Annotated in this window: 11 protein-coding genes and 2 tRNA genes; 12 read left to right on the forward strand and 1 reads right to left on the reverse strand. The window is 40.4% G+C overall.

The genetic code is table 11. The features are described 5' to 3' along the window. Positions 1 to 50 precede the first annotated feature (50 nt). Entirely contained in the window at positions 51 to 716 is a 666-nt protein-coding gene (locus A7968_RS08320; protein WP_064666120.1) for a Bax inhibitor-1/YccA family protein, read from the reverse strand. A 252-nt stretch (positions 717 to 968) separates the two neighbouring features. Between A7968_RS08320 and A7968_RS08325 the strand changes: the two genes are divergently transcribed. From A7968_RS08325 to A7968_RS08375, 12 genes are all read left to right on the forward strand, one after another. Beyond that, positions 969 to 1059 (forward strand) — tRNA-Ser (locus A7968_RS08325). A gap of 51 nt (positions 1060 to 1110) precedes the next feature. Then, a tRNA-Ser gene (locus tag A7968_RS08330) sits at positions 1111 to 1201 on the forward strand. A 142-nt stretch (positions 1202 to 1343) separates the two neighbouring features. Continuing rightward, the gene (locus A7968_RS08335; protein WP_064666121.1) at positions 1344 to 1739 is read left to right on the forward strand and encodes a hypothetical protein; all 396 of its coding nucleotides are present in this window, start codon (positions 1344 to 1346) and stop codon (positions 1737 to 1739) included. A gap of 125 nt (positions 1740 to 1864) precedes the next feature. Beyond that, positions 1865 to 2326, forward strand: coding sequence for a free L-methionine (R)-S-oxide reductase MsrC (gene msrC, locus A7968_RS08340; RefSeq protein WP_064666122.1), 462 nt, complete (start codon positions 1865 to 1867; stop codon positions 2324 to 2326). Further along, the gene (locus A7968_RS08345; RefSeq protein WP_064666123.1) at positions 2323 to 2601 is read left to right on the forward strand and encodes a hypothetical protein; all 279 of its coding nucleotides are present in this window, start codon (positions 2323 to 2325) and stop codon (positions 2599 to 2601) included. The genes msrC and A7968_RS08345 overlap by 4 nt, the downstream gene beginning before the upstream one ends. A 15-nt stretch (positions 2602 to 2616) precedes the next feature. Further along, the gene (gene proQ, locus A7968_RS08350; RefSeq protein WP_064666124.1) at positions 2617 to 3267 is read left to right on the forward strand and encodes an RNA chaperone ProQ; all 651 of its coding nucleotides are present in this window, start codon (positions 2617 to 2619) and stop codon (positions 3265 to 3267) included. A gap of 28 nt (positions 3268 to 3295) precedes the next feature. After that, positions 3296 to 5335 (forward strand): carboxy terminal-processing peptidase, encoded by a 2040-nt coding sequence (gene prc / locus A7968_RS08355; protein WP_064666125.1) that lies wholly within the window; start codon positions 3296 to 3298, stop codon positions 5333 to 5335. A 161-nt stretch (positions 5336 to 5496) separates the two neighbouring features. Next, positions 5497 to 6960: a Na+/H+ antiporter NhaC gene (gene nhaC, locus A7968_RS08360; protein WP_192541006.1), complete on the forward strand. Its 1464-nt coding sequence runs from the start codon at positions 5497 to 5499 to the stop codon at positions 6958 to 6960. Positions 6961 to 7004: 44 nt separating this feature from the next. Then, positions 7005 to 9599, forward strand: coding sequence for an aminopeptidase N (gene pepN / locus A7968_RS08365; RefSeq protein WP_064666127.1), 2595 nt, complete (start codon positions 7005 to 7007; stop codon positions 9597 to 9599). 3 nt (positions 9600 to 9602) lie between these two features. Beyond that, positions 9603 to 9824, forward strand: a complete 222-nt coding sequence (locus A7968_RS22875) for a DUF2835 domain-containing protein (protein ID WP_084448106.1) — start codon at positions 9603 to 9605, stop codon at positions 9822 to 9824. Between the two features lie 245 nt (positions 9825 to 10069). Further along, positions 10070 to 12172 carry a DUF1302 domain-containing protein gene (locus A7968_RS08370; protein WP_064666128.1) on the forward strand — a complete coding sequence of 701 codons (2103 nt, stop codon included), beginning with the start codon at positions 10070 to 10072 and terminating at the stop codon, positions 12170 to 12172. A 10-nt stretch (positions 12173 to 12182) separates the two neighbouring features. Continuing rightward, a complete protein-coding gene (locus tag A7968_RS08375) occupies positions 12183 to 13547 on the forward strand; it encodes a DUF1329 domain-containing protein (protein ID WP_064666129.1) in 1365 nt (454 codons plus the stop codon). The last annotated feature ends 103 nt before the right edge of the window (positions 13548 to 13650 follow it).

Here is a 13650-nt window from a genome sequence, read left to right on the forward strand (position 1 = left end):
TTCCAATAAAAAAGCCCCTAAAGAGGGGCTATTTTAACAGAACTATTTAATTAGTCATTATTTGCGCCAAGTAGGGCAAGTAATGAAGTAAATAAGTTATAAACGCTTAAATATAGAGAAACAGTTGCACGAATGTAGTTAGTTTCACCACCATTAATGATGCGGCTAGTATCAAATAAGATAAGACCAGACATAATTAAAACAACCGCAGCGTTAAGCACCATAAACATTAGTGAACTGCCAATGAAGATATTCACGATACTGGCGATGATCACTACGATAAGACCTACGGTTAAAAAACCACCCATAAATGAGAAGTCTTTTTTAGTATTAAGAGCGTAAGCAGATAAGCCTAAAAATATTAGTGCAGTAGAACCTAACGCTTGCATAATAAGCATAGGGCCATTCGGCATAGCTGCATAATGGTTTAATAGTGGACCGAGGCCTGCGCCCATTAAGCCGGTGAAAGCGAATACCCATGCAACACCTGATGCACTGTCAGCTTTCTTATTTACCACAAATAATAGGCCGAAAGAAATAAGTGTGAAAACTAACCCCATAAAATAAGGAAGTTGTAATGCCATTGAAATACCAGCCGTCACAGCACTAAATGCTAATGTCATAGCCAATAAGAAATAGGTATTTTTTAATACCTTGTTTGTTTCAATGGTCGACATAACCGGTCTAGCGGTATTGTACGATTGATTAAATGCCATTTTAGAGCTCCTTTAGAAACCTATTGTAAGTTCTGATAATTAAACTGAAGTTAGATTACCAAGACTTCTATATTTGGGCAAACCTTTGTAGTTCAATAGACCAATAATTAAAAAGAAAAGTTCAATTTTGTATGGTTTTTACACTTCACTGCGTTAAGAGTGTACAAATTAATTGTTTTTTAAGCACTTAAGCATTTTTTTGAAAAAAAAGCTTCACAAAGACCACTGCCTTCTCTATTATGCAGGCCGTGCGGAGAGATGGCAGAGTGGTCGAATGCACCGGTCTTGAAAACCGGCAGGGGTTTATAGCCCCTCTAGGGTTCAAATCCCTATCTCTCCACCACCTAATTACAACAGTTATGAGTGCACTCTTACTCGTGACTTACAAAATTTCGGAGAGATGGCAGAGTGGCCGAATGCACCGGTCTTGAAAACCGGCAGGGGTTTGTAGCCCCTCTAGGGTTCAAATCCCTATCTCTCCACCATCTATAAAAGCCCGCTTATTAAGCGGGCTTTTTTGTATCTAAAATGCATAGTTTGTAAATTACGACCATAGTCTCTATTTCGATGTTGTTAAACATCATGCATCCTTAGAACTTACTCTTAGCCTGATTTTAAGGACGTATTATGAAACATCGGCTTGCGAAAAGTGTGGGTTTATCTTTGTTGTCACCTGTGATCATTGGCACTGTGCTTGGTATTTATTATGCACTTACGCTAAGTGGCGAACCAATAACGACTTTCTTCAATTTATTAATGAGTGCGATAGCCAACGCCCATATTGTTGGCTTGACGATGGCTGCCTTTGTCGTCCCGGGTTACTTATTAATGTACAAGTACGCAAAAGTAAATTACTCAGGTGTACTGACATTGGGTTTACTCGGCGGGGCAATATTTAGTTATTTACTTAGCGCCACAGGCGGTATGGTATTTTTAATTAACACTGCAATGTCAGCCCTTGCAGCTGGGTTATTTTTATATGGTCTAAGACAAGGTGCTGTAAAACAACAATCTCCTCAATAGCAGAATTATTAACCAAGCTTGCTGAAATTTAGGGCAAATTGTTTTTTTTTGCTTTGAAAAGGTTTCAATTATTGGCGACAAAGAGTACCTTTAGCTACTGTATGTTTGATAAGAAGTAGTTTGGTATGCAAAAGCAAGAATTTTACCAGTCATTAGTTAAACAAACTGAATCGCTAATTACTGGTGAGCCTAATATTATTGCCAATATGGCGAATATCAGTGCACTGTTATTTACGTCACTAGATGATGTCAATTGGGCTGGGTTTTATTTAATAGACTCACCGACTGAATTAGTGCTTGGTCCGTTTCAAGGCAACCCTGCATGTATCCGTATTCCACTAGGAAAAGGGGTCTGTGGGACTGCTGCTGCAACTGCACAAACTCAACTTGTTGAAGATGTACATGCATTTGCAGGACATATTGCCTGTGATGCAGCGTCTAACTCTGAGATAGTTATACCGATCCATAAAAATGGTGAAGTATTTGCTGTATTAGATATAGACAGTCCAAGTATTGCTCGGTTTGATGCGGATGATAAGCTAGGTTTAGAAGCACTCGTAGCGTGTTTTGAGGCAACAATTGCATGAAAGACTTAGTAAATGTACAGGATTATCTGTTTGCCATCACCGATGTGGGTGATTGGGAAGGGGATGAAGAACATGTAGCGGAAACGCTCAATGATTTAATTCATATTGCTTGGGATCGCCTTCCTGATGACACGGAATGTGAATTAATTGATGAAATAATTAATGGTATTTGGGAACACCTTCGAGGTGATATGGCTGTAATTGAAGCCGACTTTGAAGAGCTGGTCGACTGGGTAACACACTACGTCGATTCGTCCCTTGATGAAAAGATGTGAAACATAGGTTCTAAAATGGAAACCACAAACAAGCTAAAAGATATTAATGAAGTGTTGGAATTTTTATATCAAGAATTCCCGCAATGTTTTAAACAAAAAGACGGCATCAAGCCGCTGAAAGTCGGTATCTTTAAAGATATCGCTGAGCGAATTGAAGGGTCTGAAAAAGTTAGTAAAACGCAGGTTCGCCAAGCGCTTAGAAAATACACGTCTAATTGGCGTTATTTAGAAGCGGTGACTAAGTCTGAGTTTCGTATTGATTTAGACGGTAATCACGGTGCTAAAGTTGAGCAAGAACATATTGATCATGCTCAAAAAGCCCTTGAAGAAAGTCGTGCAAAAATGGCTAAGCGTAAAAAAGCGCAGCGCCCACGTAATGATTCAGACACAAAATCTTACAAAAAGAAACCTGGCCAATTCAGCAAACCAGCTGATAAAAACGCTAAGGTTAACACTGCACCAGCGAAAGCTGCACCGGCTAAACGTTCAGGAAAAATTGAACCTTTACCAGCAAGTGAGGTCAAGGTTAATAACAAAGTTAAAGTTAAACTTGGCCAAGCCCTTGTTAATGCCGTAATCACTGAAGTGAATAAAGATGATGTTCACGTTGAGTTGGTAACGGGCATGCAAGTTAAAACGAAAGCAGACAGCCTGTACATTATCTAAAAGCTGTATATAAATTAAGGAGTTGTGTATGAGTCAGAAGTTTAAGCTCATTCCGTTAGTTGCGGCCCTGTATTCGGGTTTATTATTTGCATCAGATGTTGCTGATGTCGCTGATGTTGTTACGGCAAAAGACTTGCCAGTCCTTACACAAGAAAGTCAGCATAGTACGGCTAGCAAGCGGGTGACGAACTTATTTACTCGTGCACATTACAAACCAATTCGTTTTGATGACGCACTTTCAAGTAAAGTGTACGACCGTTATATCGAATCCCTTGATTTTAATAAAACCGTCTTTTTGGCTGCGGATATTGCTTCATTTGAGCAATACCGCAACCAATTTGATAATGCCCTGACCACAGGTAAACTTGATTTTACCTTTGATATTTTCAACCTAAGTATGAAACGCCGTTTTGAGCGTTATGAGTATTCGTTAAGTTTACTCGAAAACGAAATGACGTTTGACGAGGCTGACGAGTATTACTTTGATCGTGAAGATGCTGATTGGGCAAAAACGCAAGCCGAGCTTGATGAGCTTTGGCGCGAACGTGTTAAGTATGATGCATTACGTTTAAAGATGACTGGCAAAGATTGGGCTGGTATTAAAAAAGTACTGACAAAGCGTTATCACAATGCACAACGTCGTTTAGTGCAAACTAACAGTGAAGATGCATTTCAAATCGTAATGAATTCATTTGCGCGTAGCATTGAAGCACATACTTCGTACTTATCACCACGGCGTGCTGAACAGTTTAAGATGGACATGGATCTTGAATTAGAAGGTATTGGTGCCGTACTTAGCTATGATGAAGACTATACTGTTATTCGCAGTTTGGTTCCCGGTGGCCCTGCTGATAAGTCTGAGCAAATTAAAGCGGATGACCGCATTATTGGTGTTGCTCAAGATAAAGAAGAATTTGTTGATGTAATTGGCTGGCGTCTAGATGACGTTGTCGATTTAATTAAAGGCCCGAAAGGCACTAAAGTACGTTTACAATACTTGAAAGGTGTTGACGACCATGGTGCTCCAAAAGTTGTTGAAATTATTCGCGATAAGATTCGTTTAGAAGACCGTGCTGCAAAATCGGAAGTGTTTGAAGCACAATATTCTGATTTAACCAGTAAGATTGGGGTCATTGAAATCCCAGGTTTTTATAATAACCTTTCTAAAGATGTGAAAGTTGAACTTGCTAAGTTAAAAGAAGCTAAGGTAGATGGCATCATTATCGATTTACGCCAAAATGGCGGTGGCTCGTTATATGAAGCAACACAATTATCAGGCTTGTTTTTTGATCAAGGCCCAGTTGTACAAATACACACTTTGAATAACCGCATTGAAGAGCAAAAAGACCGTGATGGTGTCACTTTTTACGATGGCCCATTAACAGTATTAGTTGATCGTTATAGTGCGTCTGCGTCTGAGATTTTTGCAGCCGCCATGCAAGATTATGGTCGTGCGGTTGTTATCGGTGAGCAAACATTTGGTAAAGGCACAGTGCAACAGCATAAAGGTTTAGGCCGCGCTTACGATTTATACGATAATCCACTTGGCAGTGTGCAATACACCATTGCAAAGTTCTATCGTATTAATGGTGGTAGTACCCAGCATAAAGGCGTGATCCCAGACATTTCATTCCCATCAGCAATTGACCCAGCAGAGTGGGGAGAAAGCCAAGAAGATAATGCCTTACCATGGGATAGCATTATTCGTGCAAAATATAATTCAGTTGATGACTTACATGCAGCAATAGCTTACTTAAGCAAAGCCCATGATGAACGTATTAAGTCTGAGCCAGAGTTCAACTATGTATTTGAAGATATTAAACGCTATAAAGAAGAGAAAGATCGTAAAACGATTTCATTAGTTGAAGCCCAGCGTATTAAAGAAAAAGACGAAGGTGAAGCGCGTGCTTTAGCACGTACTAACGAAAGACTGGTTCGTTTAGGTGAAAAGCCGGTTGAGAACTTGGATGACGTTCCTGACGTTTTAGACGATTTAGACCCATTTTTAGAAGAAGCCGCATTAATTACGCAAGACTATATTAAATTTGGTCGTGTAGCTAAGAAATAGGGCGATTTTCCCGGTTAATTTAAAAGGCGCTTTTGCGCCTTTTTTACTGCCTAAAACTATTGGTATTGCTATAATCACCGATTAAACGCAGATAAATAAGTTGCGTTCGTGCTAAAAATAATAATTAAACGCGTATATAAATACGTGTAGGAGCCTCTATTTTGAAGTCACTAGAAGAAAAACCTATCCCACAGGCCAGCTTTTTTGATGCCCTGATCCCCATTACTGTGCTGATCTGCTTACTTGGTGCTGCAGTCTACCTATTTGGTGATAGCTCATCATCCGGACCAAACCAAATAGCTTTACTGTTTGCAACCTTTACAGCCGCATTGATTGGCCTGAAAAATGGCTACACTTGGAAAAAATTAGAGCAAGCAATGATTGAAGGGATCACTTTATCATTGGGCGCGATATTAATTTTGTTAATGGTTGGGGCGCTAATCGGTACTTGGCTGCTTTCAGGCACAGTGCCAACGCTGATTTATTATGGCTTGCAAGTCATCAACCCTAGTTGGTTTTATGCCGCAAGTTGCTTAATTTGTGGCATCGTGGCAATGAGTATTGGTAGTTCTTGGACCACTGCGGCAACAATAGGTGTTGCGTTATTAGGGGTTGCCACAGGCCTTGGTTTAGAGCAAACAGTGACTGCAGGTGCTGTTATATCCGGCGCTTACTTTGGTGACAAGCTTAGTCCATTGTCTGAAACAACAAACTTAGCCCCAGCGGTTGTAGGTGCTGATCTATTTGAACATATCCACCATATGTTGTGGACTACGGTGCCAAGCTTTGTCATTGCTTTGATCATCTTTGTGTTTATGGGCTTTAACGCTACGGCTTCCAGTGAAGCTGGTCGTATTGATGAGATCACAGCCATTTTACAGCAAAATTTTAATATCGGATTTGAAATGTTGGTGCCGCTATTAGTTTTATTAGTATTAGCGATTAAAAAAATGCCTGCATTCCCTGCAATTTCAATAGGTGCTGTAATTGGTGCGGTTTGGGCTATGCTATTTCAGTCAGACTTAATTGCATCGCAAATAGATGGCTCTAAAGGTGAAATTGTTGGTTACTTTAAGTTAGTTTGGACGACTTTTTTTGATGGTTTTACTATCGCAACAGGTGATGAAAAAATGAATTCATTACTCAGTGGCGGTGGCATGTCAGGTATGCTTACAACCACTTGGTTGATCATGACTGCCTTGATGTTTGGCGCCATTATGGAAAAAACCGGCTTGCTTGATATTTTTGTAAAAAGTATCCTTAAAATTGCAAAAAGCACAGGCTCATTGATCACCGCAACGATCGCGACCTGTATTGGCACCAACGTGATTGCAGCTGATCAGTATATCGCTATCGTGGTGCCAGGGCGTATGTTTAAAGAAGAATATGAAAAACGCGGTTTAAAGCCAGTAAACTTATCAAGAACATTAGAAGATGGTGGCACGATCACCAGTCCGCTGATCCCATGGAACACCTGTGGTGCGTACATGCAAAGTGTGTTGCTGATCAATCCTTTTGATTATGCGCTGTATGCATTTTTTAACCTTATCAATCCATTGTTAGCTGTTGTGTATGCTTACCTCGGCATTAAAATCTTACGTATTAAGCCTAAACAACAGGCATAAATTATTTGCTCCCCGCTGTCGGGGAGCCATTTTTGGAGTTTTCCATGACTGCATCAAAAAAACCTCAAGCACAGTATCTTAAAGACTACCAAGCTCCACCGTTTGTTATTGACCATGTTGATTTAACTTTTGATCTTTCTCCATTAAATACTAAAGTCACCAGTGTGATGGCCGTTAAAAAAGCAGTTGCAGATGCGACTGATTTAGCGCTTGATGGGATTGATTTAACGTTAATTTCAATTGCTGTTGATGGCTCAGTTTATAGCGATTATACGTTAGCTGATGAGCAGCTGATCATCCATAATTTACCAGCTCACTGCCAAGTCACTATCGTGAATGAAATTGCGCCAAAAACAAATACTTCACTTGAGGGATTATATTTATCTGGCGGTGCATATTGTACACAATGTGAGGCACAAGGTTTTAGAAAAATAACTTATTACCTTGACCGCCCAGACGTACTTGCCAGTTTTGATGTGACTATTATTGCTGACGAGCAATTTACTCATTTATTATCAAATGGTAATAAATTAGCGCAAGGTAAATTAGACAATGGGCGTCATTTTGCTAAATGGCAAGATCCATTTAAAAAGCCAAGTTATTTATTTGCTTTAGTTGCAGGGGATTTTGATGTACTTGAAGATAGCTTTGTAACAAAAAGTGGTCGCAATATTGAATTAGCCTTATTTGTTGATAAAGGCAATTTACCGAAAACCCCTCACGCCATGGCATCACTTAAAAAATCAATGCAGTGGGATGAGCAGCGTTTTGATCTTGAGTATGATTTAGATATTTACATGATAGTTGCTGTGGATTTTTTCAATATGGGCGCGATGGAAAATAAAGGGCTAAATATCTTTAATTCTAAATGCGTTTTAGCGAATCAAGAGACCGCAACAGATAAAGATTATCACACTATAGAGTCAATCGTTGGCCATGAATATTTTCATAACTGGACAGGAAACCGAGTGACCTGTCGTGATTGGTTTCAACTGTCGTTAAAAGAAGGCTTAACGGTTTTTCGCGATCAAGAGTTTAGCAGTGATTTAGGTTCCCGTGCCCTTAATCGTATTGATGCGGTTAAAGTAATGCGTACTCATCAATTTAGTGAAGACGCAGGCCCGATGGCGCACCCAATTCGTCCAGAGCAAGTGATAGAGATGAATAACTTCTATACAGTGACTGTCTATGACAAAGGTGCTGAAGTGATTCGTATGATGCACACGCTATTGGGGGAAGATAAATTTCAACAAGGTATGACCCTTTATTTTCAGCGTCATGATGGACAAGCAGTTACCTGCGATGATTTTGTTGCAGCTATGAATGATGCCTCTGGTATTGATTTAACGCAATTTAAGCGCTGGTACAGCCAAGCTGGGACACCACGTTTAATTGTTGAGCAAAATTATGATGCTCAGCAGGGCGTTTTTTCACTCAACATAGAGCAGCTTGCACCAGTCAATCAACCTGATAATGTGCCTTTACACATCCCATTTGCTATTGAGCTGCTTGATGCGCAAGGACGCTCTGTGCCATTGAGTTTTGCAGGCAACCGTGTTGACCATGTGCTTAATGTGACCAACAAACAGCAACGTTTTAGTTTTGATGGCTTAACAGAAAGACCCGTTGCCGTATTGTTAGAAGATTTCTCAGCGCCATGCATTGTCAAACAACAAACCACAGAGGCTGATTTATTACATATAATGCGTTTTGCGCGCAGCGATTTTTCACGTTGGGATGCCCAGCAGCAGTTATTCATTAGCGCTGTTAAAACTGCGATTGAAAACCCTGCTAACAACCAGCTCGATGACAAGATTATCAATGCGCTGCGCAGTTTACTAATTGAAAGAGAAGGTGATTTAGCACTTATTTCAGAGTTGTTAAAATTACCAAGCTTTGACACATTGGCTGCCGAATTTGCAGTGATCCCAGTGGATGAGATTGTGGCTGTCACTCAGCAGTTTGAACTACAAATTGCTGAGCAACTGCAGGGCGAATTCACGGCTTGTTACCAAAGTTTAATCGATGATGGCTCTGTTAGTGCTGATGCTGTCGCAGTGCGGGCATTAAAGGGTCTGTGTTTACACTATTTAGCAAAAGCCGATGAACTGGATAATAATCAATTATTGGTCAGTGCCGCAAATTCTCACAATATGACGAACGCTTTAGCGGCACTTAGTGCCGTTGTCAAAGCTGATAGTCCATTGGCTATTGAGTTATTAAGTCAATTTGACAGTCAATGGCGCCATGATGTGCTGGTGATGGATAAATGGTTTGCATTACAAGCAATGCAAGGGGGCGAAAACGCCATCGATAATATCAAAAAATTATATGAACACCCTTGTTTTGACTTTTCAAACCCAAACCGAGTTAGGGCGTTAGTCGGTAGTTTTAGCCATTTTAATACCGCACAGTTTCATAGTAAAAACGGTGCAGGTTATCAGCTGTTAGGTGATTTATTGGTCAAGTTAAACGCCATTAATCCACAAAATGCGTCTCGTATGCTTACGCCGTTTATGTCATGGCGTCGTTATGATGAAGTACGTTCAGCGGCAATGAAAGCTCAGTTGCAACGCCTTGCAGAGCTGGATAACTTGAGCGATGATTTATTTGAAAAAGTGGATAAAGCATTACAATAAATCATGGTTGAATATTATTTTCTACTTAATCTTACCTACAAACAGTGTATGGATTATTACGAAGGTAAATACACTTCGGTACAAGTAACGGAAGATGGCGGCAAAAAAGTACGTTTTGCCGCAAGTCATTTACGTCCTTTTATTTCTTCTTTAGGAGTGAGAGGGCGGTTTCGACTTTTGCTTACCCCTGAGCATAAATTCTTAAGTTTGGAACAAGTCGCCTAAAATAATTTTTAAAATAAATACTTATATTATTGTTTTTTTGTTAATTCAATTTGTCCTATTGTTAATTTACGTGTATAAATTATCTGGTAGGACGTCTTACCATTACGTAAACGCCAACTAAACTGAAAAATTATGACGGATTGAACGCGTTCTATTTGTAATTTCTTTATTTCGCTTCTATCGTTACGACTACACTAAAAACAATAACTTGATCACAAAATTACCCGCGACAGGGGGAACACACAATGATAAGAAGATCGCTTTTTGTTAAAAACAAAATATTTTTAGGCCTAGCTGCTGCAACATTAGGTCTATCAACGGGTGTAACACAGGCTGCTAACTTTGAAGTTGGTGACTTTGATGTCACGTTTGATTCAAACTTTTCTTATGGTCAAAGTATTCGCGTAGAAGACCGCGACTTTTCTTTGATTGGTAAAAGTAATAACCCCGCTTTTAACTGGACTGGCTATGATCCATCGTTAAACCCAATCTATACAGCGCAAGACGTGTGGGCACAACCCGGTGCATACTCAAATAATGGCGATGCAGGGGATTTAAATTTTGATAGTGGTGAATCGTTTTCGAAACTATTAAAAGGCACACACGATTTATCTATCAATAAAGATAACTACGGTTTGTTTACTCGCTTTATGTATTTTTATGATTTTGAGTTAATGGATGGCGATCGTGCTTACGTTAACCCAGTATCAGGCGGTGGGGTTGATCCATGTGATGATCCGGATACTAAAAAGCAAGTGTGCGCTGATATCCGCTTACTTGACGCCTTTGTTTGGGCTGATTTTGATTTAAACGATGGTAAGAATCCGTTATCAGTGCGTTTAGGTCAACAAGTGGTGAACTGGGGTGAAAGTACCCTTATTTCCCATGGTATAAATGTTAACCCAGTTGATATAGACCGATTAAAAGCCCCTGGAGCAGAGTTAAAAGAAGCTTTTATTCCTGTAGGTATGCTATGGGCATCATTAGGGATCACTGACAACATCAATCTTGAAGCGTTTTATCAGTATGATTGGCATGAAACACGCCTACCGGCAGCAGGTAGTTATTTTTCAACCAATGACTTTGCATCTGAAAACGGTTATCAACAAAATATTCAGCTAGGTTTTACCTCAAACCCTGATATTGATTTGGAATTTTTAACGCAAAGCTTAAACAATCTACAAGCTACATTCGGCGCAGCGGCAGCCGCACAAGGTATTGATCCAACTAGTGCAGAAGGGCAAGCATTACTTGCCAATATGTATTTAGCTTATCCAACCAAAGTTGCACTTAAAGGTAAAGGAAGTGCAGGTAAGACTGAGCCTAAAAATGGCGGCCAATACGGTTTACGTTTTGGGATGTTTTTACCCGAATTAAATGATACTGAAGTGGCGTTATACCACATTAATTATCATAGCCGTCGCCCGCTAATTTCTGGTCAAGTTTCTAACTTTACTTCTGAGGCGATTGCAGAAGATTTGGCTATGATCCTCTCGCCGGATACACAGATCACCGAAGATAATGTCACTCAACTAAACGCATTTACGCAAGGTAAGTTAGTCTACCCTGAAGATATTAAGTTATATGGCGTTAGTTTTAACACTTCAATCGGTGAGACTGCGTTTGCTGGTGAATTTGCATTTCGTGAAGATGAGCCGCTGCAAATTGATGACGTTGAATTACTTTATGCAGGTATGCCAGAGCAGTTAGCTGTTGCAGGTATTCGCCCTGATTTTGCGGGTATTTCACAAATGAGTAAGGGCGATGCAATCAGCGTTGTAGGTCCAGGTGAAACTGCACAAGGTTATATTGAACGTAATACTGCACAGCTACAATTTACTGCGACACATTTATTTGGCCCCTCTCTTGGTGCTGATAGCTGGGCTGTGGTCGGTGAAGTAGGCGGTGTACGGATCAATGATTTACCGGAATACGATGAATTACGCTTAAATGTCTCGGGTACTGGTCGCAGTGGTGTTATTACAGGTCCTGGTACGGATGACTATTCGACGCTTCACTTAGGGTTATCAAATGGTCCTGAGACCAATCCGTTTCCAACAGCATCGGCATGGGGTTACCGTTTAATTGCCAAAGGTGATTATTTTAACTTCTTTAAAGGTGTTAACTTCTCACCGCGATTTGTTTTTTCTCACGATGTTAATGGTATTACACCGGATCCTATGTTCTTGTTTATTGAAGATCGTAAGTCATTAGGTGTAACAGCAAACTTTAACTATCAAAACGCGTGGTCGTTTGACTTCAGTTACAACTCATTCTGGGGTGGTGGTCAAACGAATACATTCTCTGATCGCGATTTTGTTTCTTTTAATATTAAATATTCAATTTAAGGGTATCATCATGATAAAAAAACCTACCCTCATTGCACTGACGCTATGTAGTTTATTCTCTACAACCGCGGTAGTTGCTAAAATGACCAGTGAAGAAGTGGCACGGTTAGGCGCAGATTTAACGCCTGTAGGTGCTGAAAAAGCAGCCAATGCTGATGGATCAATTCCAGCATGGACTGGCGGTATTAAAACACCGCCAGCAGGCTATTCGCCGGGTATGCATCATCCTGACCCATATGGCAGTGATAAAGTGCTTTTCACCATTGATAAATCAAATGTTGAAAAATACAAAGCAAACTTGAGCCCTGGCCAAGTTGCGCTGTTTGAAGCGTACCCTGACACGTTTAAAATGAACATCTATACCACTCATCGTAGTGCTTCAAATCCGCAGTTTGTTTATGATGCAACTCAACAATACGCGCCTACAGCTGAACTCATTGAAGAGGGCAATGGCATCAAAAATACCGCTATTGGTATTCCGTTCCCAATTCCTAAAACTGGCTTAGAAGCGATTTGGAACCACTTACTGCGGTATCGTGGATTGTCTATTCAGCGTTTTGGCGGTCAAGCGGCACCTACTGCATCTGGCTCATACAACATGGTTGGCTTTGATGAGCAATTATTAGTGAAGTACTCAGATCCAAAGGCAACGCCAGCAGAGCTGCAAGAATCTAATATTTTGTTTAAATTTAAACAAAAAGTAACAGAGCCAGCACGTTTAGCTGGGACTGCATTACTTGTCCATGAAACCATGGATCAAATTTTAACACCTCGCCAAGCATGGACTTACAATACAGGGCAACGTCGTGTTCGTCGTGCGCCAAATGTAGCGTATGATGCACCAGGAACGGCGGCTGATAGTCTACGTACTACAGATGATTTTGACATGTTTAATGGTTCACCAAATCGTTACACTTGGACGTTAAAAGGCAAACAAGAGCTTTATATTCCATATAACAGCTACAAACTGCATAGCGACAAGCTTCAGTATGATGATATTTTGTTGGCTGGACATATCAACCCTGAACATGTGCGCTATGAAAAGCACCGTGTTTGGGTGGTGGAAGCTAATCTTAAAGGCGATACACGCCACATCTATAAAAAACGCGTGTTTTATATAGATGAAGATAGCTGGCAAGTTCAAGTAACCGATATTTATGATAATCGTGATCAAATGTACCGTGTCGCTATGGCGCATACAATTAACTATTATGATGCGCTGACGAACTGGAGCACGCTTGATGTGTACCATGATTTGAACTCACGTCGTTATCTTGCTATTGGTTTAGATAACCAAGAGAAAATGTACGATTTCTCACAATCGTTTAACGATAATGAATTTACCTCAAGCGCACTGCGCCGCGAAGGTCGTTAATATACTCAAGCACCTGGCATGAACCAGGTGCTTTTTTGTTCCAAATCGCGTTTGTCACTCTGACACGTACTGGGTCCCCCCAATTGCTCGTTATATACCGACA

It is taken from the genome of Pseudoalteromonas prydzensis (assembly GCF_001661495.1).
GTDB lineage: Bacteria > Pseudomonadota > Gammaproteobacteria > Enterobacterales > Alteromonadaceae > Pseudoalteromonas > Pseudoalteromonas prydzensis.

Coding starts and splice junctions, on each gene's coding strand:
- A7968_RS08320 (WP_064666120.1), bottom strand. CDS start 716: ATGGCATTTAATCAATCGTACAATACCGCTAGACCGGTTATGTCGACC.
- A7968_RS08335 (WP_064666121.1), top strand. CDS start 1,344: ATGAAACATCGGCTTGCGAAAAGTGTGGGTTTATCTTTGTTGTCACCT.
- msrC (WP_064666122.1), top strand. CDS start 1,865: ATGCAAAAGCAAGAATTTTACCAGTCATTAGTTAAACAAACTGAATCG.
- A7968_RS08345 (WP_064666123.1), top strand. CDS start 2,323: ATGAAAGACTTAGTAAATGTACAGGATTATCTGTTTGCCATCACCGAT.
- proQ (WP_064666124.1), top strand. CDS start 2,617: ATGGAAACCACAAACAAGCTAAAAGATATTAATGAAGTGTTGGAATTT.
- prc (WP_064666125.1), top strand. CDS start 3,296: ATGAGTCAGAAGTTTAAGCTCATTCCGTTAGTTGCGGCCCTGTATTCG.
- pepN (WP_064666127.1), top strand. CDS start 7,005: ATGACTGCATCAAAAAAACCTCAAGCACAGTATCTTAAAGACTACCAA.
- A7968_RS22875 (WP_084448106.1), top strand. CDS start 9,603: ATGGTTGAATATTATTTTCTACTTAATCTTACCTACAAACAGTGTATG.
- A7968_RS08370 (WP_064666128.1), top strand. CDS start 10,070: ATGATAAGAAGATCGCTTTTTGTTAAAAACAAAATATTTTTAGGCCTA.
- A7968_RS08375 (WP_064666129.1), top strand. CDS start 12,183: ATGATAAAAAAACCTACCCTCATTGCACTGACGCTATGTAGTTTATTC.